Origin of the sequence: Haloarcula sp. JP-L23 (assembly GCF_011602445.1) — an archaeon.
In the GTDB taxonomy this organism is placed as follows: domain Archaea; phylum Halobacteriota; class Halobacteria; order Halobacteriales; family Haloarculaceae; genus Haloarcula; species Haloarcula pellucida.
Genome location: NZ_CP050014.1, coordinates 2249700 through 2270819 on the forward strand (window position 1 = coordinate 2249700; position 21120 = coordinate 2270819).

Below are 21120 nucleotides of genomic sequence, written 5' to 3' on the forward strand. Positions count from 1 at the left end.
GGGCTGTTTAGGGGTGCCTAAAGATAGGAACCTTTATCACGATTAGGGCGGCCTAAACCTAAGCATGGATCGTCGCGACTTCGTGAAGACTGGCGGCATCGCACTCACAGGACTTCTCGCTGGCTGTTCGCAGGGTAGCAGCGAGACGGAGGGAACGAACTCGGAGAACGGAACGGCAGGGTCGACGACCACCACCGAAAGCAGTTCCTACTCGGTTTCGATGGCACCGATGGGCGAGGTGACGTTCGAGTCCGTCCCCGAGAAGTGGATCGCCTACGACGGCGCGTACGCCGACATGGCCGTCGCGCTCGGACAGGCCGACGGCATCACCGGCATCGGGTACGCAGACCGGTACTACACCTACGTCTACGACGAACTGGACGGTGTGAACGTCGACCGCTCGACGCTCACCGAGAACGAACTACTGGGCGACACCATCCCCAAAGAGCCGTTCTACGCGCTGGAGAACGACGTCCACCTGATGGACCCGAAGATGCTCATCAACTGGTTCGGGTGGTCCGAGAGCGACGTCGAGGAGATTCGCGAGAACGTCGCGCCGTTCTTCGGGAACCTCAACTTCCGACGCGAGGACAAGTGGCACGACTACCGCTACTACACGATGTACGAGGCGTTCGGGAAACTGGCGAACCTGTTCAAGGAGAACGAGCGCTACGAGCAGTTCGCCTCGTTCCACGACGAGTTCATCACGAAGGTACAGACGCAACTCCCGTCGGCCGGCGAGCGCCCGAACGTCCTGTTGACGTACGCCGGCGCGGACCAACCCGAGCAGTTCTCGCCGTACCGCATCACGGACAAGGGAACCAGCAAGAAGCAGTGGCACGACCTCGGCGTCGGGGACGCGCTCGCCGGCACGGGTATCGACGGCCTGAGCACGTCCGACAGGGGCAAAATCGACTACGAATCGATGCTCGACGTCGACCCCGACGTACTACTGGTCAGAGGACACGAGCGGAAGTCCCCCGAGGAGTTCCGCAGCACGGTCCTCGCCCACATGCGAGACCACGACGTCGCGAGCAAACTCTCGTGCGTCCAGAACGGGCGCGTCTACCGCGGCGGGTTCCTCCATCAGGGGCCGATTCAGAACCTCTTCCTCACCGAACGGGCGGCACAACAGCTGTTCCCCGAGACGTTCGGCGAGGTGACGAGCGACGAGACGCTGTTCGACCGGGGTCGCGTCTCCGAAATCGTAAACGGGAACTTCTGATACCGAGACGCACCACCAGATGACCCACGAGTCCCACGGCGACAGCGGGCCCGGACGCGACAACTTGAGTGGCGTCTCCGACGGCTGGCACGCCCTGCTCGACCGCCAACTCGGGCTCCTCGCTCTCGGGAGCACCGTCGTGTTCGTCGTCGCGTCGTTCGTTCAACTACGGTACGGCTCGTACCCGATGACCCCGGCAGAGGTGATCGCCGGGCTGACGGACCCCGCTATCGTGGCGGACCCGCGGGTTCTGGCAGGACTCCTCCTCGGCGGCGAGTTCCCGGACGTAGCGAACACGACGCTCATCCTCTGGAAGATACGGCTCCCGCGCGTCCTCGTGGGCGTCATGGTGGGTGCGAACCTCGCCGTGGCCGGCGCCATCTTTCAGGCGGTCACGCGCAACGAACTCGCCAGCCCCTACGTCCTCGGCGTCTCGGCAGGCGCGGGCCTCGCGGTGCTCGTCGTCCTCATTCTCGTGCCCGTCCTCACGTCGTACCTCCCGTTCGTCGCCGCGGCGGGCGGTACGGCGGCGTTTCTGCTCGTGTACGCCATCGCCTGGCAGAACGGGACCAGCCCGGTGCGCCTCATCCTCGCCGGCATCGTCGTCGCGACCATCGGCCAGTCGTTACAGACCGGGCTGTTCTTCTTTGCCGGCAACACCGGCGTCGTCCAGACGGCGCTGTCGTGGCTAACGGGGTCGCTGACGGGGACGAGTTGGAGCGAGGTCCGGCTGGCACTGCCGTGGACGGTCCTCGCGCTCACGCTGGCTGTCGCGGGGTCACGCCAACTGAACGTCCTCCTGCTCGGCGAACAGGCCGCGAGTTCGCTCGGGATGCGGGTCGAGCGCGTTCGGTTTGGGCTCTCGGCGCTCGCTATCGCCGCGACGGCCATCTCCGTCGCCGTGGCTGGGCTGGTCGGTTTCGTCGGCCTCGTCGTGCCACACCTCGTACGCAACATCGTCGGGACCGACTACCGACGGCTCGTCATCGGCTGTGTCTTCGCCGGCCCCGCGCTCGTGACCGCCGCCGACGTCGGCGCGCGCCTCGCGCTCTCGCCCATCCAGCTCCCGGTCGGTATCGTCACCGGGTTGCTCGGTGGCCCGTACTTCCTCTACCTGATGCAAAAGCAACGACAACTCGGTGAACTCTGATGCAGACACCCGATACGAACGACCCGTTGGCGAACTCGGCTTCGGAGGAACAGCCCGCCGACAGTGCCGTGGTCGGGTCCGACCTCGAAATCGGCTACGCGAGTACCGACGAACCGGTCGTCACCGTCGACCGCATCGACGTACCACGTGGCGAGATAACGGCGCTGGTCGGCCCGAACGGCAGTGGCAAGAGCACCCTCCTGAAGACGCTCGCTCGGCAACTCGGTCCCGACGAGGGCGAGGTCTTGTTGGAGGGCAAAGACGTCCAGACCTACGACCAGAAGGCCCTCGCCCGTGAGCTTGGGCATCTCTCACAGGAGAACGACGCGCCCGAGACGGTCACCGTGGAGAACCTCGTCGCCCACGGTCGCTACCCGTATCGCGGTTTCTTCGAATCGCTCGGTGAATCCGACGCCGAAGCCATCACCCGCGCCATCGACCTCGCTGGCGTCGAGGACCTCCGGGGAGAGCCCGTCGGGAACCTCTCGGGCGGCCAGAAGCAGTTGGTCTTCATCGCGATGGTGCTGGCCCAAGACACCGACGTCCTCTTGCTCGACGAACCGACGACGTTCCTCGACCTACACCACCAGCTACGGGTGATGGAGACGGTGACGCGGCTGAACGAGGAACGAGACGTGACCGTCGTCGTCGTCCTCCACGACATCGCGCAGGCCGCGCGGTTCGCCGACTACCTCATCGCGCTCGACGACGGCGACGTGTACGACTGGGGGCCGCCGACCGACGTGGTGACCGAGGCACTTCTCCGGGACGTGTTCGACGTCGAGGCTGCCGTCAGGTACACGCCTGACCCCGAGATAGTGCCGAAACACTCACTGTGACATGGTCGGACGGACACTCGCGGACATCCGAGCGCGAATCGGCGAACTGAGCGTCGCCGTCGGTCCCTACCGCGTCCGCAGCGCTCGGACCGGCGACTCGCCGGTGCCGGTGACCGGAAAGCAGTTCCCGGACAGAGAGACGGCGGCGGAGGCCGCGAGCGTCGCGACCGCCTACCGAACCGCACTCCGGCGGTACGACCCGTACGTCGCCGTCCACGGCCTTGTCGTCTCCCAGACCACTGCGGAGTCGACCACGGCCACGGTGACACAGTCCCTTCCGGCGTACTGTCACCGGGTGGCCGGCGCGCTGTTCGAGACGCTCTCGAACCGGTACGGACGCATCGAGCGCCGGGTCATGGACACCTACCTCGACGCCGCGGAGACGACCGAGAACAGGACCCGACTCTGTCTATCGATGCTAGAGAGCACCGCGACGGCCATCGACGAGGCGTTACCGCCGGACGAGCAGGCGACGGTCCTCTCGGCGGCCGCCGGTCGGTTGCCGCGGCGGTCGACCGCCGACCGGCCGCTTCGGAGCGCGCTCACCACGCTCCGGTCCTGTGACCTCGTGCGCTCGTTCAGCATCGAACCGACGCCAGACCACGGGGAAAGCCAGTACCGCATCACGCTCGCCGGGTATCGGCCGTCGCTGGACGGTGACCGGTGTCCAGTCCTCCCCGTGGCCGTGGAACTACTCCGGCGGACCGGCGTTCCGCCAGCTATCGTGTCCGCCAGCCGTTTCGGCGACGGGTGGCGACTCCGCGTGTCGACTGTATCGACGGTGTCTGGGAGCGGCCTCGCGGTCGCGCCCTCGGCGTAGCGTCGTCTCATTCAATTGGTGGGACCGTAACGAATACACTACCCCCCTGAGTGTGGCCACACATGGGAGTCGCAGTAATCGGTGCGTCGATGACGAAGTTCGGGCAGCGTGACGCCTGGATACAGGAACTCCTCGCCCAAGCGGGCGAAGAGTGCCTCGACGATGCCGGTGTCACACCGACCGACGTAGAGCATCTGTACGTCTCGAACATGGCGAGTGGCGAGTTCGAGGGCCAGACGGGCGTGATGAACGCGCTGGCCCACGACCTCGGCGTCTTGCCGGCGTACAGCGAACGGGTCGACCAGACGTCCTCATCGGGCGGCGCGGGCATCTACGAGGCGTGGCAATCGGTCGCCTCCGGCGCAAGCGAGATGACGCTGCTCGTCGGTGGGGAGAAGATGACCCACAAGACGACGGGTGAGGCGACGGACATCATCGCCTCCATCACACATCCAGCGGAGTACAAACACGGCGTGACTCTGCCGTCGTTCGCCGGGATGACTGCCCGCCACTACCTCGAACGGTTCGAGGCCCCGAGGGAGTCGCTCGCGCGCGTGGCGGTGAAGAACCACAAGAACGGCGTCGACAACCCGAACGCGCAGTTCCAGAAGGAGATCACCGTCGAGCAGGCACTCGACTCGCCAATCATCGCGGATCCGCTTCGGCTCTATGACTTCTGTCCCATCACGGACGGGAGCGCCGCGATGATGTTCACCACGGAAGAGCGAGCGAAGGAGATCGCCGACGAGTACGCCGTCGTCTCCGGTATCGGCGGGGCGACGGACACCCACGTGGTCCACGAACGCGACGACCCCACTGTCATGGGCGGCGTCGTGGAGTCGAGTAAGCAGGCCTACGAGATGGCCGGTCTCGGTCCAGCCGACCTCGACGTGGCCGAACTTCACGATATGTTCACCATCCTCGAGTTCCTCCAGTTGGAGGGGATCGGCGTCGCCGACCAAGGGACTGCGTGGGAGCTGGCGATGGACGGCACCACGGCGAAAGACGGCGACCTGCCGATCAACACCTCGGGCGGCCTGAAGTCGAAGGGCCACCCGCTGGGTGCCAGCGGCGTCGCACAGGGCGTCGAAATTTACGAGCAACTCGTCGGCGAGGCCGGCCCGCGACAGGTCGACGCGGAGACGGCGCTTGCGTGTAACGTCGGCGGGTTCGGGAACTGTGTCATCACGACCATCATGGAGGCCGCAGAATGACTCTCGTTGCAGGCAAATGCCCGAACGGTCACGTCTCGTACCCCACGCACCCGCGCTGTCCGGAGTGTGGCGAACCGCAGGAAGAAACGTTCGACTTCTCCAACCAGCGCGGCGAAGTCATCACGTGGACGAAGTCCACGGCGACGCCGCCGGGCGTCCGCCAACCGAACACGCTCGCCATCGTCGAGTTCGAGGTGGACGGCGACGTGGTCCGTGCGCTCGGACAGGTGACGACGGAGGAAATCGAGACGGGTGAGGAGGTGGAGCCAGTCTACGTCGAGGAGTTGCGGGACCCCGACGTCGGCCTCAAGAGCGAGAACCCGGAGAGCCAGGAGTGGGGCGGCTACCGCTGGGACCCAGTGTGAGCTAACGCCTCACCGGACTGTAACGCCGCTTCGATTCTATCGAGTCCGTCGGCTACGGTACAGTGGCCACACGACCCCCGGTGGGGGTAGACGCCGACGAGTTCGCCGTCTTCCCAGTAGGACAGACAAACGACCGGGAGCGTCACCACCGAATCGTCACCAGTGAACGCGCTGTGTCGGTCGTGGCGGTCGAACGTCGGCGTGAGCGAGCAGTCGTTGGCCTCGGCCCACGCCGCCATCGCGGCGATGTCCTCGGTCTCACGCGGGTCGGTTCCCGTCGATAGCCGGTGCCAGTACTTGACGGAGACGTCGTCGAGAAGGCCCTGCTGGCGAAGCGAGTCGGTTCGCCCGAGTACGCTCGCCTGTCGCCGTTCGGTTTCGTCAGGAACGGGTGACCGAAGGTAGACGGTCATCCGACGGGTATGAGTCATGGTATCGTACACCGGATGAGTGTCCTAGGTCGGTTGCAGAGATAGCCGTATCGGTGTACGTATCCCTCATCGTCAGTCAGCCGTGGACGCAGTCGTCGGGCCGGTAGGAGCCGGATTCTCGGCGTTACCGAGTTCGCCGAGACAGTCGTCGATAGACCTCGGCGTGCCGTCCTCGCTGAACGGTGCGACCTGTATCAGTTCGCCGTCCTCGTAGATAACGAGACACATGGCCGGGAGGACGAGTTCCTTCCGTCGCTCGCCCGTCTCGGTGCTGTAACAGGTCCGGACGCCGAAAAACGGGCTGAGACAGGCGCCCGTCGCTCTGGCCCAGTCGGCGAACTCGTTGTATCGGGTCCGCTCCAGACAGTCGCCGGCGCCGCTGATGGGGATGCGCTTTGCCCACGTCGTCGTCTCGAACCCGTCGATGACGCCGTTGCACTGTAGCTCCTGTAACCGTGTCTCGACGGCCGTCCGCCGCTTCCGGGACGGCCCCGGTAGCTCAGTCCTGACGAACAGTTCCGCCCGACGCGTCCTTGGACACTCTGTGTTCTGCATCGGTACCTGTAGGTACAGCTGTACAATAATAAAACATTATGTTTATTATGCAACTATTAGTGTCGCTCTTCACACGTCGCCGTTTCCGTCGTCTCCGTCGTCGTCGCGTCCGTTTTCGGCGTCTTCGAGGTCGTCCTTGATAGACTCGAGTTCCGCGTCGACGTCGACGGGGACTTCGTCGATACCACCTTCGAGGGTATCATCGTCCTGCGTCTCGGCCAACTGCTCGGCGAGGTCCGAGCGTAACTCACGGGCCTCTTCGAGGAGTTCCCGAGCGTCCTCGTCCTGTGGTCGCCCCTCCACGGCGTCCTGCAAGTCGGTGAGGGCGTCGTCCAGGCGCGTGAGCGTCGCTTTGCTCAACGTCGTCGCGCGCCGACGGACCTCGCTCGCACCAGACCCGGTCGACGTCGGGCGCCCTTCGGCCATCCGGAGGGCGCGCCGGAGGAGTTTCAGCGCCTCGACGTTCGTCTTCAGGACGAGGATAGCGGCCGGTATGGTCACGTCGCTCGTAAACCGGAGCAACTCCTTCGGCGTCGGTGGTCGGGGCCGACCGCTCTCCGTGGTCGGTTCCATTTCCGTCTCTAGGTCTCGAAGCGTCCGGACGAGGTCTGTGAGGAGGGCAGTGATGTCGTCGCCGGAACTGGCACTCATACTCCCACCTTGCGGGGAGAGGTACAAAAGTTCGCCGCGACGATTAGGCCAACCAAAACCCTTTTTGCTTTAGGGGGACCTAATCTCTGCTAATGCCATCGCAGACGGACGACGGCGAGGTCGCGGACGCCGACGAGGACCGCCCGACCGTCACTACCCACGAGAGCGTCAAAGACAGGACAGTGTTCACCGAAGACGGCAATCAAGAGGGGTGGATAGCCACCGACCTCACCGTCGACCTACGCCGGTAGTTCTCCCGCAAAAACCAGTTCTCGACGCGTTTTGTGTCGTTTCGATGCTGGGGACGACTGCTACGCAACAGAACCGTCCGTCTCAGTCCATCGCGCCCTCGAACACGAGCGTGTCGTCTTCGAGGTAGTGTTCGATGTGGTGGGCGTCTTCTTCCGTCTCGACCAGAATCTCGCGGAGAATCTGGGCCGTCGCGTGGTCCCCGAGGTTCTCGGCGAGTTCGATGTGGTCGCGGAGCGACTCGATGACGTCGCCGTACATCTGGAGGTCGTTGTGCAGTGACGTGCGGATATCGTAGACGTCCTGCCCCTCGTACTCGACGCTCGCGTGTTCCGCCTGTTCGGCCCCACCGGCGATAGGTGCGCCACCGAGTGCCTGCGCCCGTTCTGCGATTTCGTCGGCGGCGGCCTCGACGTTGCCCGCGGCCTCGCCGAGGAAGAGGTGCAGGTCACGGAACTCCGCACCTTCGACGTTCCAGTGGTGCTTCTTCAACTGATGGTACAGCGTGTACGCGTCTGCGAGGTCTTGGTTCAGCGCGTCGATAATCTGTTCGGACTTCTCTTTCTCGAGTCGGAGTTCGTTCTCTTCGACTTCACCGAACTGCTTCCGGACGTGTTCCTGAGTGGCCATAGGCATCTCTACATACTCACGGATGATACTTAAAACTTCCCTCACTGAAAAGAGAATTTTGGTTTGCCGAAAAACTATTTCTTTGATAAGACACTCGAATTCGTTTTCGTGCTCCGAGGAACACCCGATACCCGAGTCGGAGTCGTGCCCCGTCCGACCGGTCAGGACTCTACTCGTTCGACCTGCAGATAGCCGGCCGGTTCGCGCCAGTCGTACACCGACGGCGGGAGGTTCCCGACGCCGTCGATACCGGGATGTGGCCGGATGACGCCGTCCTCGGAGATGTCGGAGTCGCTCCGCGTGGTCCCCTCCGGTTCGCCTCCGATGATGAGCGTCTTTGCAGGCGGGACGAGGTCCTCGAACAGTTCGGTGTTCTCCTCGGTTCCGACGTCGTACCCGTTGGCGTAGTACGTCCGGGACTCGTTGACCCGGGCGGGCAACGGAACGGTGTCCAGTCCGACGATTCCGTCGTTCGTCGCCACGAGCATGCTGACGAACGTGAGGTACTCGGCGCTCGCGTCCGCCGACAGTTCGAGTTCCGCGTAGTACGGGAGGCCCGTATCGCCGGGGTCCGATTCCGGCACGAGAGGTGACTCACCGACCGCGGCGCCACGGATGGCGTTCGTGTCGTCGATGAGGTCCACGAGCGGGTCGAGGTTCCCGTTCTCCGCGAGTTGTCTGGTCGGTCTGTTGGCCTCGTTACCCACCGCGAACACTTCGACGCTCGACCGGTGTGCGGCGACGGCGGGCGGCGTGAACGGTTGGCCGCGCGTCAAGTTAGCGACCGTGACGCGGTACGTACGGTTGCCGTCACGTCCGTCGTCGCGCTGTCCGAGCACCGTCGAACTGCCGAGGGCGAGCGCTCCGAGCGTCCCGCCACCGAGGGCGAGCGCTCGTCGTCTGGTCAGGGTCGGTCCGTCGGTCATAGCGCGGTCCCTCGATAGGGCCGTGTGTCTGCTGGTACCATTGCTGACCTCCGCCTACGCCGAGGGAGCAGAGCCTGTTTGTAATTACGTCGGTATCGGCGGCCCCCAGACGTCGAGAACTGATACCGCGGGCCTGCCGTGTGCTACGGTCGCCTTATCGTCCTCAAAAGTTCGAGACACGCGCTCACCCTGTCGGTCGATAACGGCGGCTTAGCGCCGGCGGGCTACCGAGCCACGACGATGGCGACGTGGTCCGGCGCTATCTCCTCGACGGCGACTTCGTCTGTCCGGAGCGTCTGTTCCTGATGGACGGCCGTGACGGCCGTGAAGACGTGTTCTTCGAAGCCCAAGTGGTCGCGGAACTCCTCCCAGACGGTCGGTGGGACGCCGAGGACGAACACCTCGGGCGTTCGGTGGAGTACCGGGTCGTCGAAGCGTTTTCGCCACTCGTAGACGAGGTCCTCGACGCCGGGATTCGTTGCCATCGTCTGCTGGTGGTCCGCGAGTGCCTCCCGCAGTTCCGTTTCAGGCACGTCGTTCTCGTCTGCGATAGCCCGAATCACCGCGTCGTCGAACACGGTCAGCGACACCGAATCGGTCATCGCTCGGAGTTGGCAGTCGACGGGGAAAAATACCCCGCTGTGGCGCGCCCGTCTCGCCGCTCCTGTCATCTCAAAAACCCCATAATCACCCGATTAAACACCCATATTCCCGTTTTGTGGGATTACCTCGGCAGTTATTTCCCCGAGTATCCGTTACCGGCGACTAGAGGAATGGGACGACTATCGACGCTGTTTGCGCCGGAACGGGTCGCCGTGATCGGTGCGACCGACTCGGAGGGTTCGGTCGGTCGCGCCATCACGTCGAACCTGCTCGAATCGTTCGACGGGGAGGTCGTAGCAGTCAACCCGTACAAGGAGGTGGTGTTGGGTCTCCGGTGTTACGACGCGGTAGACGACGTCGACGCGCCGGAGACCATCGACGTCGCCGTGGTCGTCGTACCGCCGAACGTCGCCGTAGAGGCGATACGGGAGGCCGGTGCGGCCGGCATCGAGAACGTCGTCGTCATCACTGCCGGGTTCGGCGAGACCGGAAGCGAGGGTGCGGCCCGGGAGCGTGACCTCCGTGCGGCCGCCGAGGAGTACGACCTCAACCTCGTCGGCCCCAACAGCCTCGGCGTCATGTCGACGCCGAAGGGGCTGAACGCCACGTTCGGCAACGAGATGGCCACCGAAGGGGACATCTCGTTCATGAGTCAGTCGGGGGCGTTCGTCACCGCCGTTCTGGACTGGGCCGCCGAACGCGACGTCGGGTTCAAGGACATCGTCTCGCTGGGGAACAAGGCCATCTTAGACGAGGGTGACTTCGTCGCGGAGTGGGGAGACGACCCCGAGACGGACGTCATCCTCGGCTATCTGGAAGATATCGAAGACGGCGAGAAGTTCATCCAGACCGCCCGCGAGGTGACACAAGACACACCTATCGTCCTCGTAAAGTCCGGGCGGACGGACGCCGGGGCGTCGGCCGCCGCCTCACACACCGGAGCCATGGCCGGGTCCGAACGGGCCTACGAGGCCGGCCTCGAACAGGCCGGTACGCTGCGGGTCGAGTCCGTACAGGAACTGTTCGACTTCGCACAGATTCTCTCGGGCCAGCCACTCCCCGACGGCGAGGAGATAGCCATCGTCACGAACGCCGGCGGCCCCGGCGTGATGACGACCGACGCCGTCGGCGACTCGGACCTCTCGCTCGCGGAGTTCGAGGACGAGACGCTCGACCGACTCGGCGAGACGATGCCCGACGAGGCGAACATCTACAACCCGGTCGACATCATCGGAGACGCCCCGGCGAAGCGATTCGAGATTGCCCTAGAGACGGTTCTCGAAGACGACAACGTCTCGATGGCCGTCGTGGTCGCCTGTCCGACGGCGGTCCTCTCCTTCGAGGAACTCGCCGAAGTCGTCACCGAGAAGCAACAGGAGGCCGAGATGCCCATCGCGACGACGCTGATGGGCGGCAAGTCCGTCGGCGAAGGGCAGGACATCCTGAGCGAGGCCGGCATCCCGAACTACTTCGACCCCGCGCGTGCGGTCGATAGCTTGGACGCCCTCCGCGACTACGGGGAGATACAGGCCCGCGAGTACGAAGCGCCGACGGCCTTCGACGTCGACCGCGAGCGCGCCCGCGAGATTCTGGAGTCCGCCGCCCGGCGGAACACGAACCGCCTCGGGGTCGAAGCGATGGAACTGCTCGACGCCTACGGCATCCCGACGCCACGAGGCGGCGTCGTCTCCTCGCCCAGCGAGGCACAGGACCTCGCGGAGGAGATCGGCGACGAGGTGGTCATGAAGATCGTCAGCCCGGACATCCTCCACAAGTCAGACATCGGCGGCGTGGAGGTTGGCGTCCCGCCAGAAGAGGTTCGGGACACCTACGAGGACCTCGTCGTCCGCGCGCGCAACTACCAGCAGGACGCGACCGTCCTCGGCGTGCAGGTCCAGGAGATGGTCGACCTCGACTCGGGCACCGAGACCATCCTCGGGATGAACCGGGACCCGCAGTTCGGCCCGCTCCTGCTGTTCGGCCTCGGAGGTATTTTCGTGGAGGTCCTCGAAGACAACACTGTCAGAGTCGCTCCCGTGAGCGAACCCGAGGCCAGAGCAATGCTGGACGACATCGACTCCGCGCCGCTCTTGCGCGGAGCCCGCGGCCGTGACCCCGTGGACGAGGACGCCCTCGTCGAGACCGTCCAGCGGCTCTCACAGCTCGTCACGGACTTCCCGGCCATCGTCGAACTGGACATCAACCCGCTCGTCGCGACCCCCGACGGGGTGCAGGCGGTCGACCTGCGACTCACCATCGACCAGGAGGAACTATGACCGACTCGAACACGCTACTCGTCACGTCTACGGAGGAAGGTATCGGCAAGACGGCAATCACCCTCGCACTCGCAAAGGAGGCCCAGGAGGCCGGCAAGGAGGTCGGCTACATGAAGCCGAAAGGCACCCGACTCCAGAGTGCGGTCGGCAAAACCCGGGACGAGGACCCGATGCTGGCCCGAGAACTGCTCGGGTTAGACGCGGAGGTCCACGAGATGGAGCCAATCGTCTACTCGCCGACGTTCGTGCAGGAGGCCATCCGCGGCCGTGAGGACTCAGACGAACTCCGTGGGCGCGTCGTCGACAACTTCCAGGCCATCTCCGAGGGCAAAGACCTGATGGTCGTCGAAGGGAGCGACCGTCTCGAGACGGGCAGTATCGTCGACCTGACCGACGCCGACATCGCCGAAGCGCTCGACGCGCGCGTCCTCCTCGTCTGCGGGTACGCGACCGTCGGCGACGCCGACGAAGTGCTCGCTGCGGCCCGGTCGCTCGGTGACCGCCTCGCCGGCGTCCTGTTCAACGGCGTCACCGACGCCGCGATGGACGAACTGACCGACGACGTCCTGCCCTTCCTCGAAGGGCGTGGCGTCCCGGTGTTCGGGTCGCTCCCGCGCGTGCAGGAACTCGCCGGCATCACGGTCGAAGACCTCGCTCGCAGTCTCGGGGCGGACGTACTCACCAACGAGGCGTCGACGGACGTCCACGTCGAGCGATTCACCGTCGGTGCGATGGGCGGCAACAGCGCCCTCGACCAGTTCCGGCGCACCCGCGACGCGGTGATGGTCACCGGCGGCGACCGCTCGGAGGTCCAGACGGCGGCGCTCGAAGCCTCGGGCATCAAAGCGCTCCTGCTGACCGGCGGGTTGCGCCCGGCGAGCGCCGTGCTCGGCCGGGCCGAAGACGAGAACGTCCCCATCCTGCTCGTCCAGTCCGACACGCGGACGACTATCGACCGGGTCGAAGACGTGCTTCGGTCGGGCCGAACGCGGGACCAGAGTACCGTCGAACGGATGCAGACGCTGCTGGACGACGGTGTCGACGTGCACTCGCTGCTCCAGCTAGAGGAGTAAGGTCCCTTTCGCCTGCGATTTTAAACGTAGATACTCGAACATCTGGCCGTATTATTTGCAAATCTCCAGTGGAAATGCACCTCAGGGTTTTTGGATGTCTGACGCCATAGTGAAAGTGGAGCCGAGAGGCTCCGTAGTGTCACACGCTCGGGGACCCCCTTCCCCGATTCGACCCCCCTTTGTGCGAGAGTCGGCGTCAGAACTCTGTTACTGCCGAGAGAGCCGCCGCCGGGAGGTGCTCGCGGACGCCGCTCACTGCCTCGGACGGCGCCGCGAGATCCAGCGGCGGTAGCGTCCACACCGGGGCGTCCGTCATCCCCTCCAACACGTCGGGGTTCGTCCGCTCGGCGACGGTCGCGCCCTCGTACTCGTTGAGGACGATACCGTGGACCGAGACGCCGTGGGCGCGCAGGGCATCGACGGTCAACCCGGTGTGGTTCAGCGTGCCGAGGCCCGACCGAGCGACGACGACCGCCGGCAGGCCGAGGGCGGCGACGAGGTCCAGAACCTCCGCGCCGTCTGCCAGCGGGACCCGGAGACCGCCGATACCCTCGACGACGCCGACCTCGTGGGCGTTGACCGCCGTTCGAACGCCGGACAGAATCTCGTCGTAGGAGAGATCGGCCTCGGCCACGTCGGCGGCCACCTCGGGGGCCAGCGCAGGTGCGAGTCGGCGGAGGCAGGTCGACGCCGTCTCGTTCCCACAGGCCTCGGCGACGAACGCCGCGTCGTCGTCCGGCGGATAGCCGGTCTGGCAGGGTTTGACCGCGACGGCGTCCACGCCGCGGTCACGGAGCCACCCGGTCAGGCCGGCGGTGACGACGGTCTTGCCGACGCCGGTACCCGTCCCGACGACGAACAACCCACCGGGGTCCGCGTCGGTCACAGCACACCGACCTCCTTCCCGGCCGTCTCGAAGGCGTCGAGACACTGCATCAGATCGGCGTCGGTGTGAGTTGCCATCGGGGCGACGCGGATTCGGGACGTTCCCTCGGGAACCGTCGGCGGGCGGATGGCCGGGGCGACGACGCCGTGGTCGCGGAGTCGCTCGTCGAGTCGGAGGGCGTCTACCCGGTCGCCGACCAGCACCGGGAGGATGTGCGTCTCGCCCAGCACCTCGTAACCCATCCCTTCCAGCCCCTCTCTGAGGGTCTCGACGTTCTCCCAGAGACGGTCTGTCTGGTCTGTCTCCCGAGCGATTCGAAGCGCCTCGCGGGCCGCACCGGCCGCGGGCGGTGCCAGCCCCGTCGAGAAGACGAACGACCGCGCTGCGTTCAGGAGGTACTCGACAAGTTCCTCGTCGCCGGCGACGTACCCGCCCTGACTCGCCAGCGCCTTCGAGAGCGTCCCGAGTTGGACGTCGACGCGGTCGCTGAGTCCCTCGCGTTGGACGACGCCACCGCCGTTCCCGAAGAGGCCGGTGGCGTGGGCCTCGTCGACCATCAGCCACGCGCCGTATTCGTCGACGGCGTCACAGAGCGCCGCGAGTGGCGCGACGTCCCCGTCCATCGAGAAGACGGAGTCGGTGACGACCAACCACTGCTCGCCGTCGCCGGCCTTCGACGCCCGCTCGGCCATCTGCTCGCGCAGGTCGGCGGCGTCACAGTGGTCGTACACGACCGTCTCGGTCGCGCCGACCCGACAACCGTCGATGATGGAGGCGTGGTTCAGTTCGTCCGAGAAGACGACGTCCGGCGCGAGGGCGTCGATGGTACCGACGTTGGCGGCGTACCCGGAGGAGAAGACGAGCGCACGTTCGGTCCCTTTGCAGTCTGCGAGGTCGCGTTCGAGCGCGCGGTGGAGATGCGTATCGCCCGTGACGAGGCGAGACGCCCCCGCACCTGTCCCGACGGTTCGCGCCCCCTGTTCGGCCGCGCGCTGGACGCGCCCGTCGTCGGCCAGTCCGAGGTAGTTGTTCGCCGCGAAGACGACCATCTCCTCGCCGAAGTCGGCCGCACCACTTTTCGGGTCGTCGGCAAAGCGCGTGCGTCGCGCGACTCGCTCGGTCACGTCGAGGTGGCGGCGTAAGTCCTGCCGTTCACGCTCGTGGAGGCGGTCGCCGAGGTCGAACCCATACGTCATCGTTCGTGGTGTCGAGCCAGCGCCCCTTAGCGATTGGTGATGGACGGAGTGGTCGATAGTGACGGACGCGGGACCCTGACAGCCCCCAGATCAGTCACCTCACTTACTTTTACTACGGTCCCGTGTGAAATGACAGCATGGACCGGGACAGCGCCGAACCGAGCGTCGACCAGTTCCCCGGCACGCGCGCCCGAGAGCGCGTCGACCACCATCACGAAGTGGCCGCGCCGGCCACGCACGTCTACGACTTCGTCTGGGACGCGACCGCCGACGCCCGGGGGCCGTACTGCCGGGATGTCGACGGGAACCTCCTGTTGGACTTTACGTCCCACGTCGCCAGCGCACCGCTGGGCTACAACAACCCCTCCCTGCTCGACCGTCTCGACGAGTTCGACCTCGTCGACCCGCTGAAGTTCGCCGGTCAGGACTTCTACGCGAGTACGGGGGACCTCCCCGGCCCGACCGAACTGATGCACCGCCTCGTCGATGTCGCTCCCGACGGTCTGGACACCGTCTTCCTCTCGAACTCCGGGGCCGAGGCCGTCGAGAACGCCATCAAAATCTGTTACGACTACCGCGACGGCGCGAAGTACGGCCTCACCTTCGAGGGCGCGTTCCACGGCCGGACGCTGGGAGCGCTCTCGCTCAACCGCTCGAAGGCCGTCCACCGACGGAACTTTCCCGAGGTGACCGGGGTCACCTCGCTCCCGTACTGCGACGACCGGACCTGCGACCCGAGGACGTGTCGCTGTGGCTACTTTCCAGCGGGCGACACCTCGCAACTGCGGCGCAAACTCGGGGACGGCGGGAACGTCGACCCCGACGAGGTGGCCTACGTCATCCTCGAACCGGTGCAGGGCGAGGGCGGCTATCGGATTCCGAGCGAGGCGTTCATGGACGACGTGGCGGCGGTCTGTGCGGAGTACGACATCCCACTCGTCGCCGACGAGATTCAGTCCGGCGTCGGCCGAACCGGGGAGTGGTGGGGTGCCGACCACTACGCCATCGACCCGGACGTCCTCGCCGTCGGGAAGGGACTCCGAGTGGGTGCCACGGTGGGCCGAGACGAGGTGTTCCCCGACGAGGAGGGTCGCCTCTCATCGACGTGGGGGTCGGGCGACTTGCTCTCCTCGCTGGTCGGGGCGCTCACGCTCGACGTCATCGAGGAGCGAGGACTGCTCGACCACGCCGCCAAACGGGGCGACCAGTTGAACCGACGGCTCTCCGAGGCCCCCGTCGAGGGCGCGATAGACGTCAGAAACCTCGGGCTGTTGGTCGCCGTCGAGTTCGAGACCCGAGAGCGGCGGGACGAGATGGTCGAGGCGTGTCTGCAGGAAGGATTGCTGACGCTCGCCTGCGGACACCGGACGCTCAGACTACTGCCGCCGCTGGACGTTCGGGAACGCGAGATTACGCAGGCCGTCGACGCGTTCCGCCGGGCCGCGAGTCGCTGAGCGCGTCTGAATCGGCGCCTCGCGGCTCAGAACCTAGGCATCAGGTCCGCGGGACCGAAGACGCCGTAGTGGCCCGCGCGGTTGTTCCGGACGCCGGCTTTCAGGTAGCCCAGCGCCGGGCCGTTGACGTTCGCTTCCATGCTCGTCACATCGTCTAGCTGGAAGGTGTTGGTGCCCGTCTCGCCGTCGAAGGTCGTCCCCGTCACCGAGACTGTCGTCGTGGTCGGCTTCTCGTCCGAGCGGACGTCCAGAACGCCGCCGACGTGGACGTCCTCGGCGTCACAGATGCCCGCTCGTTCGAGGAGGACGTCGTCGGCGTGCTCCATGTCGTGGAACTCCAGCACGCCGTCGTGTTCGTCGATGAGTTCCTCTATCTCCGCTTCGCTCATCTCGCGGGCCGTCTCGATGTCGTAGCCGTCGAGGTGTGCGATGTCCTCGCGGACGGTGCCGCGGTTGTCCTCGTAGCCGCTTTTCAAGCCGACGCCCCACCAGATTTCGACTTCCTCGACCTCGACGAACGATTGGGCGGCGAGCGCCGCCGCGCCGGTCAGGAACCCGGGCGTCGCGCCGGCGCCACAGACGAAGGTGATGCCCGACTCCGTCAGTTGCTCCTCGCGGTCGTCGAGCATCCCGATGACCCGCGAGCGCTTGAGCACGTCGACGAGGACGCCCTCGTAGTCGGCCTCGGCGAAGCGCTCTGCGACCCGCGGGATGAAGTCGTGTTCGAGGTTCGGGAGCGCGATGAGGACGGCGTCGATGGCGTCGCTCTCGGCGATGACGTCGTCGATGGGCGTCTCCGTCGGTCGGCCCTGTTCGCTGGCGACGACGCCGGCTTGGTCGCCGTGTTGCTTGACGCCCTCTGTCGCGGCTGCCGCGCCACCGTCAGTCGCCATGTCGTCTTGCGGCCCGCTTGCGATATTGCCCTCCGTCGCCTCCAGCAGTTCCTCGACGTCCAAGCCGCCGTGGTCGACGGCGACGCCGTTGCGGTCACACGCCGCGACGGCGGTCAGGCCGTCCTTGTGCTGGGAGACTTCGAGTGTTCGTCGGCCGATACCGCCCGTACCTAGTACTGCGAATCGTACGTCGTCCATAGTCAGTCGTCGGATTGAAGTTCTGATTTGCTCTGTGCGGTGCCTGCCGCCGTCTCGGGGTCGGTGCCGTCGTCGGCGCGCGTCTTGACCTCGTCGGGGTCGAAGGCGTTGGCCTCGGTGTTGGGTTCGAGGCCCGCCGCTTCCATGATTTCGAGGTCGTCGGCCGCCGACTGGCCCTCCGTGGTGAGGTAGTCGCCAGTGAGGATGCCGTCCGCGCCGGCCTCCAACGCGGCCACCTGCCCGTCCGTGTCGAGGTTCACCTCGCGTCCGCCGGTCAGGCGCACGCGGGCCTCTGGGTGGAGCAGGCGGTACACCGCGATGGTCTTGACGACCGCTTCGGTCGTGATGTCGGGGAGGCCGCGCTCGGCCATCGGCGTCCCTTCGACCGGATTCAAGATGTTGACCGGGAGCGAGGAGATGCCGATGTCTTGCAGGGCTATCGCCGCGTCGACGCGGTCGGTGGGCGTCTCGCCCATACCGAGGATGACGCCGGCACAGAGGTCCATGCCGGCCTCCTTCGCTACTTCCAGCGTCTTGACGCGGTCCTCGAAGGAGTGCGTCTGGACGATTTCCGGGAAGTACCGGGGCGACGTCTCGATGTTGTGGTTGTAGTGGTTCAGCCCCTCCTCGGCGAGGATAGCGGCCTCCTCGTCCGTGAGGATGCCGAGGCTGGCGTCCACTTCCACGTCCGTCTCGTCGCGGACCAGACGGATGGCCTCCAGTACTTCCTCCCACTCGTCGGGCCGCTGTTCCTTCGAGACGCCCTTCTCCGCGACGACGATGCCAAAGCGCTGGGCGCCGTCGCGCTCGGCGCGTTTCGCGGCCTCCAGAATCTTCTCCGGACCGAGGAAGCCGTAGTTGTCGATGCCGGTGTCGAAGTGCACTGACTGGGCACAGAACCCACAGTCCTCCGCGCAGTTACCGGCCTTGGCGTTCACGATGGAACACGCGTCGACGGTACCGTCCCCGAGTTGCGTGCGGACGTAGTCGGCCCCCGCCGCGAGGGCGTCGACTGGCTGTGCGATGAGCGCCAGACCGTCCCGGCGGTCTAAGCGCTCGCCGTCCAGCACGCGTGTGACGGCGTCGTCTACCGTGCGGTTGCCCGTCTCGTAAACCACACGACCAACGACAGTTGACGAGTGAATAAAACTTCGGGTGAGTGGTAGGTCACGTCGTCCGGTCCTCGACTACTCTCGATGAACCTCGGTGTGGGAAGGGCCACTACGGACCACGTGTCCGTACTTCAGAAGCGCGACGAAGACGACGCCGCCGATGGTGTTTCCGACCGTCGAGAACACGAGGAACCTACCGTAGTCGAGGACGGTCATCTCCGGGGCCACGATGACGCCGGCGACGACTTCGACAGACCCGGCGATACAGTGTGGCAGGTGCGCAAAGCCAATAGACGCCGCGATGAGCCAGACGATCAGCATCCGCGAGACGGTACTGTCCGCCGCGGCGACGAGCCACGAGAGCAGCCCCATCAGCCATCCGGCCATGACGCCCGCGCCGACCAGCACTGCCGGTGACTGCTCGGTGTACGTCTTCGCCAGTTCGACGAACGTTGCCGGTTCGACGACGCCCACCGCCGGCCCGATAGCCACGGCGAACCACGCGAAGAGGACGGCCCCGACGATGTTGCTAGCGTAGACGGTCCCCCACAGACGTCCGAGTCGAGCGACGCCGGCCTGGTCGTCAAGCACCGGGAGTACCGCGAGCGTCGTGTGTTCGGTGAACAGTTCCGACCGGCCGAGGACGACCAGAATGAATCCGACGCCGTACGCCAGCCCCAACAGGAGTTCTTTCGGGAGGTCCCCGGTCCCCGAGACTCCGGCCGAGGTCAAGACGACGGCCATCAACAGCGGTCCGAATCCGATGTCGAGACCGGCCGACAGCGCCGACAGCGAGAGTCCCGTGACCGGGCGCCGAAGCTCACTCAGCCCCCGCTCTATCTGGATGTCGAGGATGTCCTCGCTCGGTATCTGCTCTTCGTCAGCAGTGTCGGTACCCGTCCCGGACATATAACCTATCGTTCACGAGAACGCCGTATGATTGTTCACCCGCTAACCGCACATAATCAGGAATTATCCGGCGGTAGCTTCGGATACTCCGTGCCACAGGTTCCTGTCAAAGAGCGCGAATCATGCCGCGGACGGTGTCAGCGGTCGGTGTGTGGACGCGTCCGTCCGTCCGTCAGTACAGGTCGTCCAGTTCCTCGCTCGTACTCGCGTGTTCGTCCCCGGGGAACTCACCGGACTCCACGGCGTCGACGTAGTCGCTGATAGCCCCGTGCATCTCGCTTCGGACGTCGCCGAACTGCTCGGCGAAGGGCGGACTCGACTCTGCCAGTCCCACGACGTCGGTGAAGACGAGCACCTGCCCGTCACAATCGCCGCCGGCGCCGATACCGATGGTGGGGATGTCGATGGCCTCGGTGACCTGCGCGGCGAGGTTCGCCGGCACGTGTTCTACGACGAGGGCGAAGGCACCGGCGTCCTCGTGGGCCCGCGCGAGTTCGAGAATCACTTCGGCCTCCTCGCGGTCGTTGGCTTGCTGGGTGTATCCCGTCTGGTTGACGCTCTGTGGCGTCAGGCCGAGGTGGGCCATGACCGGGATGCCGAGGTCCGAGAGCCGCTCCGTCAACGAGAGGGTGTGCGGGCCGGATTCGAGTTTGACGGCGTTCGCGCCGGCTTCCTTGAGCATCCGGCCGCAGTTCCGCACGCTCTCGCCCTCGTCCGCGCCGAAAGAGAGGAACGGCATGTCCGCGACGACCAGCGTCTCGTCCGTCCCGCGGGCGACGGCGGCGACGCGAGAGGCCATCTCGTCTACGGTGACCGGGAGCGTATCGTCGTAGCCGAGGACGGCGTTGCCCATGCTGTCACCGACGAGGATGACGTCGACGCCCGCGCCCTCGGCAATACCGGCCGTCACGGCGTCGTAGGCCGTCAGCATCGTTATCTGTTCGTCCCCTGCCATCGCCTGCAGGTCCCGGACGGTAGTCATATCCGTGGCCGGGTGCGCCGTGCTATTACGTGTTCGGGTCCCGGTTACAGCGGACGAGCCACCATCTCGCTCCACGACTCGACCCCCCAGCGGTCGTCGAAGACCGTCGCTCGCTCGGTTCGGGGCCGACGGCCTGCTTAGACTCCTACCGGCCCGCGGCGTCACTCGGCTCGTAGGGCCGTATCATTCCCCGTCCAACAGACCGAGGTCACGGCCCAGCCGGTCAACGAGTTGGTCGAGGACGTCGGGGTCGACCTCCGCGACGGGGTCGCCGTCGTGGAGTTGCTCGTTGTGGCGGTCGACGGCCGACTCGACGTCTTCGAACGGCACGCGCGTCCGGGTGTCACAGGCCGTACAGACGACCGGAATCTCCGGCAGTTCGTCGTCCTCTGTCATCGACAGCCGGTTTGCACCGGGGGTGGAAATATCGTCTGGTCGCCGACGAAACCGGAAACGGCTTGCCGGTCCTCCGGGAAACACCGA

General features: G+C 65.8%; 23 protein-coding genes. 10 read left to right on the forward strand and 13 right to left on the reverse strand.

What is annotated here, in order from left to right; genetic code table 11:
• Positions 1-64 precede the first annotated feature (64 nt).
• The 6 genes from G9465_RS11470 to G9465_RS11495 all read left to right on the forward strand — a co-directional run bounded on the left by G9465_RS11470 (position 65) and on the right by G9465_RS11495 (position 5613).
• The gene (locus G9465_RS11470) at positions 65-1225 is read left to right on the forward strand and encodes an ABC transporter substrate-binding protein (protein WP_166970066.1); all 1161 of its coding nucleotides are present in this window, start codon (positions 65-67) and stop codon (positions 1223-1225) included.
• 19 nt (positions 1226-1244) lie between these two features.
• Positions 1245-2375, forward strand: a complete 1131-nt coding sequence (locus G9465_RS11475) for an iron ABC transporter permease (RefSeq protein ID WP_166970069.1) — start codon at positions 1245-1247, stop codon at positions 2373-2375.
• A complete protein-coding gene (locus G9465_RS11480; RefSeq protein ID WP_166970071.1) occupies positions 2375-3214 on the forward strand; it encodes an ABC transporter ATP-binding protein in 840 nt (279 codons plus the stop codon). Before G9465_RS11475 ends, G9465_RS11480 begins: the two co-directional genes overlap by 1 nt.
• Before the next feature lies 1 nt (position 3215).
• Positions 3216-4034, forward strand: a complete 819-nt coding sequence (locus G9465_RS11485) for a hypothetical protein (protein WP_166970073.1) — start codon at positions 3216-3218, stop codon at positions 4032-4034.
• 62 nt (positions 4035-4096) lie between these two features.
• On the forward strand, positions 4097-5248 hold the full coding sequence (locus G9465_RS11490) for a thiolase family protein (RefSeq protein WP_166970075.1): 1152 nt from the start codon (positions 4097-4099) through the stop codon (positions 5246-5248).
• Positions 5245-5613: a Zn-ribbon domain-containing OB-fold protein gene (locus G9465_RS11495; RefSeq protein ID WP_166970076.1), complete on the forward strand. Its 369-nt coding sequence runs from the start codon at positions 5245-5247 to the stop codon at positions 5611-5613. Before G9465_RS11490 ends, G9465_RS11495 begins: the two co-directional genes overlap by 4 nt.
• Here G9465_RS11495 and G9465_RS11500 read toward each other — a convergent pair.
• The 3 genes from G9465_RS11500 to G9465_RS11510 form a co-directional block, all read right to left on the reverse strand.
• Complete coding sequence (locus tag G9465_RS11500; protein WP_166970078.1) at positions 5592-6044, reverse strand: HTH domain-containing protein; 453 nt, start codon at positions 6042-6044, stop codon at positions 5592-5594. The two genes, G9465_RS11495 and G9465_RS11500, sit on opposite strands and share 22 nt — an antisense overlap.
• A 72-nt stretch (positions 6045-6116) precedes the next feature.
• Positions 6117-6599, reverse strand: coding sequence for an HTH domain-containing protein (locus tag G9465_RS11505; RefSeq protein ID WP_166970080.1), 483 nt, complete (start codon positions 6597-6599; stop codon positions 6117-6119).
• 69 nt (positions 6600-6668) lie between these two features.
• The gene (locus G9465_RS11510) at positions 6669-7250 is read right to left on the reverse strand and encodes a hypothetical protein (protein ID WP_166970082.1); all 582 of its coding nucleotides are present in this window, start codon (positions 7248-7250) and stop codon (positions 6669-6671) included.
• 92 nt (positions 7251-7342) lie between these two features.
• Here G9465_RS11510 and G9465_RS11515 point away from each other — a divergent pair, with 92 nt between their 5' ends.
• Positions 7343-7501 carry a hypothetical protein gene (locus G9465_RS11515; RefSeq protein WP_166970084.1) on the forward strand — a complete coding sequence of 53 codons (159 nt, stop codon included), beginning with the start codon at positions 7343-7345 and terminating at the stop codon, positions 7499-7501.
• Positions 7502-7583: 82 nt separating this feature from the next.
• On the opposite strand, the gene dpsA is transcribed toward G9465_RS11515, so the two are convergent.
• The 3 genes from dpsA to G9465_RS11530 form a co-directional block, all read right to left on the reverse strand.
• Complete coding sequence (gene dpsA, locus G9465_RS11520; RefSeq protein ID WP_166970086.1) at positions 7584-8129, reverse strand: DNA starvation/stationary phase protection protein DpsA; 546 nt, start codon at positions 8127-8129, stop codon at positions 7584-7586.
• A gap of 161 nt (positions 8130-8290) precedes the next feature.
• Complete coding sequence (locus tag G9465_RS11525; RefSeq protein WP_166970088.1) at positions 8291-9055, reverse strand: spondin domain-containing protein; 765 nt, start codon at positions 9053-9055, stop codon at positions 8291-8293.
• Positions 9056-9279: 224 nt separating this feature from the next.
• Positions 9280-9657 carry a hypothetical protein gene (locus tag G9465_RS11530; protein WP_166970090.1) on the reverse strand — a complete coding sequence of 126 codons (378 nt, stop codon included), beginning with the start codon at positions 9655-9657 and terminating at the stop codon, positions 9280-9282.
• A 171-nt stretch (positions 9658-9828) separates the two neighbouring features.
• Here G9465_RS11530 and acs point away from each other — a divergent pair, with 171 nt between their 5' ends.
• Positions 9829-11934 carry an acetate--CoA ligase alpha subunit gene (gene acs / locus G9465_RS11535; RefSeq protein WP_166970092.1) on the forward strand — a complete coding sequence of 702 codons (2106 nt, stop codon included), beginning with the start codon at positions 9829-9831 and terminating at the stop codon, positions 11932-11934.
• Complete coding sequence (locus G9465_RS11540; RefSeq protein ID WP_166970094.1) at positions 11931-13007, forward strand: phosphotransacetylase family protein; 1077 nt, start codon at positions 11931-11933, stop codon at positions 13005-13007. Before acs ends, G9465_RS11540 begins: the two co-directional genes overlap by 4 nt.
• Before the next feature lie 196 nt (positions 13008-13203).
• Here the strand turns inward: G9465_RS11540 and bioD are convergent, their stop codons facing one another.
• Together bioD and G9465_RS11550 are read right to left on the reverse strand one after the other, a co-directional pair.
• Complete coding sequence (gene bioD / locus G9465_RS11545; protein ID WP_166970096.1) at positions 13204-13893, reverse strand: dethiobiotin synthase; 690 nt, start codon at positions 13891-13893, stop codon at positions 13204-13206.
• Positions 13890-15089: an 8-amino-7-oxononanoate synthase gene (locus tag G9465_RS11550; protein WP_166970098.1), complete on the reverse strand. Its 1200-nt coding sequence runs from the start codon at positions 15087-15089 to the stop codon at positions 13890-13892. The genes bioD and G9465_RS11550 overlap by 4 nt, the downstream gene beginning before the upstream one ends.
• A 137-nt stretch (positions 15090-15226) precedes the next feature.
• Between G9465_RS11550 and G9465_RS11555 the strand changes: the two genes are divergently transcribed.
• Positions 15227-16543, forward strand: coding sequence for an aspartate aminotransferase family protein (locus G9465_RS11555; protein ID WP_166970100.1), 1317 nt, complete (start codon positions 15227-15229; stop codon positions 16541-16543).
• A 26-nt stretch (positions 16544-16569) separates the two neighbouring features.
• Here the strand turns inward: G9465_RS11555 and G9465_RS11560 are convergent, their stop codons facing one another.
• The 5 genes from G9465_RS11560 to G9465_RS11580 form a co-directional block, all read right to left on the reverse strand.
• The gene (locus G9465_RS11560; RefSeq protein WP_166970102.1) at positions 16570-17634 is read right to left on the reverse strand and encodes a transcriptional regulator; all 1065 of its coding nucleotides are present in this window, start codon (positions 17632-17634) and stop codon (positions 16570-16572) included.
• Positions 17635-17636: 2 nt separating this feature from the next.
• Positions 17637-18752: a biotin synthase BioB gene (gene bioB / locus G9465_RS11565; protein WP_166970104.1), complete on the reverse strand. Its 1116-nt coding sequence runs from the start codon at positions 18750-18752 to the stop codon at positions 17637-17639.
• A gap of 69 nt (positions 18753-18821) precedes the next feature.
• Positions 18822-19655, reverse strand: a complete 834-nt coding sequence (locus G9465_RS11570; protein WP_166970106.1) for a formate/nitrite transporter family protein — start codon at positions 19653-19655, stop codon at positions 18822-18824.
• A gap of 172 nt (positions 19656-19827) precedes the next feature.
• Positions 19828-20637, reverse strand: a complete 810-nt coding sequence (gene panB, locus G9465_RS11575; protein ID WP_166970108.1) for a 3-methyl-2-oxobutanoate hydroxymethyltransferase — start codon at positions 20635-20637, stop codon at positions 19828-19830.
• 183 nt (positions 20638-20820) lie between these two features.
• Positions 20821-21033, reverse strand: a complete 213-nt coding sequence (locus G9465_RS11580; RefSeq protein WP_166970110.1) for a hypothetical protein — start codon at positions 21031-21033, stop codon at positions 20821-20823.
• Positions 21034-21120: the final 87 nt, after the last annotated feature.

What these genes read in the sequence shown, in the direction of transcription:
- G9465_RS11470 (WP_166970066.1), top strand. Translation starts at nt 65, where the DNA reads ATGGATCGTCGCGACTTCGTGAAGACTGGCGGCATCGCACTCACAGGA.
- G9465_RS11475 (WP_166970069.1), top strand. Translation starts at nt 1,245, where the DNA reads ATGACCCACGAGTCCCACGGCGACAGCGGGCCCGGACGCGACAACTTG.
- G9465_RS11480 (WP_166970071.1), top strand. Translation starts at nt 2,375, where the DNA reads ATGCAGACACCCGATACGAACGACCCGTTGGCGAACTCGGCTTCGGAG.
- G9465_RS11485 (WP_166970073.1), top strand. Translation starts at nt 3,216, where the DNA reads ATGGTCGGACGGACACTCGCGGACATCCGAGCGCGAATCGGCGAACTG.
- G9465_RS11490 (WP_166970075.1), top strand. Translation starts at nt 4,097, where the DNA reads ATGGGAGTCGCAGTAATCGGTGCGTCGATGACGAAGTTCGGGCAGCGT.
- G9465_RS11495 (WP_166970076.1), top strand. Translation starts at nt 5,245, where the DNA reads ATGACTCTCGTTGCAGGCAAATGCCCGAACGGTCACGTCTCGTACCCC.
- G9465_RS11500 (WP_166970078.1), bottom strand. Translation starts at nt 6,044, where the DNA reads ATGACTCATACCCGTCGGATGACCGTCTACCTTCGGTCACCCGTTCCT.
- G9465_RS11505 (WP_166970080.1), bottom strand. Translation starts at nt 6,599, where the DNA reads ATGCAGAACACAGAGTGTCCAAGGACGCGTCGGGCGGAACTGTTCGTC.
- G9465_RS11510 (WP_166970082.1), bottom strand. Translation starts at nt 7,250, where the DNA reads ATGAGTGCCAGTTCCGGCGACGACATCACTGCCCTCCTCACAGACCTC.
- G9465_RS11515 (WP_166970084.1), top strand. Translation starts at nt 7,343, where the DNA reads ATGCCATCGCAGACGGACGACGGCGAGGTCGCGGACGCCGACGAGGAC.
- dpsA (WP_166970086.1), bottom strand. Translation starts at nt 8,129, where the DNA reads ATGGCCACTCAGGAACACGTCCGGAAGCAGTTCGGTGAAGTCGAAGAG.
- G9465_RS11525 (WP_166970088.1), bottom strand. Translation starts at nt 9,055, where the DNA reads ATGACCGACGGACCGACCCTGACCAGACGACGAGCGCTCGCCCTCGGT.
- G9465_RS11530 (WP_166970090.1), bottom strand. Translation starts at nt 9,657, where the DNA reads ATGACCGATTCGGTGTCGCTGACCGTGTTCGACGACGCGGTGATTCGG.
- acs (WP_166970092.1), top strand. Translation starts at nt 9,829, where the DNA reads ATGGGACGACTATCGACGCTGTTTGCGCCGGAACGGGTCGCCGTGATC.
- G9465_RS11540 (WP_166970094.1), top strand. Translation starts at nt 11,931, where the DNA reads ATGACCGACTCGAACACGCTACTCGTCACGTCTACGGAGGAAGGTATC.
- G9465_RS11550 (WP_166970098.1), bottom strand. Translation starts at nt 15,089, where the DNA reads ATGACGTATGGGTTCGACCTCGGCGACCGCCTCCACGAGCGTGAACGG.
- G9465_RS11555 (WP_166970100.1), top strand. Translation starts at nt 15,227, where the DNA reads ATGGACCGGGACAGCGCCGAACCGAGCGTCGACCAGTTCCCCGGCACG.
- G9465_RS11560 (WP_166970102.1), bottom strand. Translation starts at nt 17,634, where the DNA reads ATGGACGACGTACGATTCGCAGTACTAGGTACGGGCGGTATCGGCCGA.
- G9465_RS11570 (WP_166970106.1), bottom strand. Translation starts at nt 19,655, where the DNA reads ATGTCCGGGACGGGTACCGACACTGCTGACGAAGAGCAGATACCGAGC.
- panB (WP_166970108.1), bottom strand. Translation starts at nt 20,637, where the DNA reads ATGACTACCGTCCGGGACCTGCAGGCGATGGCAGGGGACGAACAGATA.
- G9465_RS11580 (WP_166970110.1), bottom strand. Translation starts at nt 21,033, where the DNA reads ATGACAGAGGACGACGAACTGCCGGAGATTCCGGTCGTCTGTACGGCC.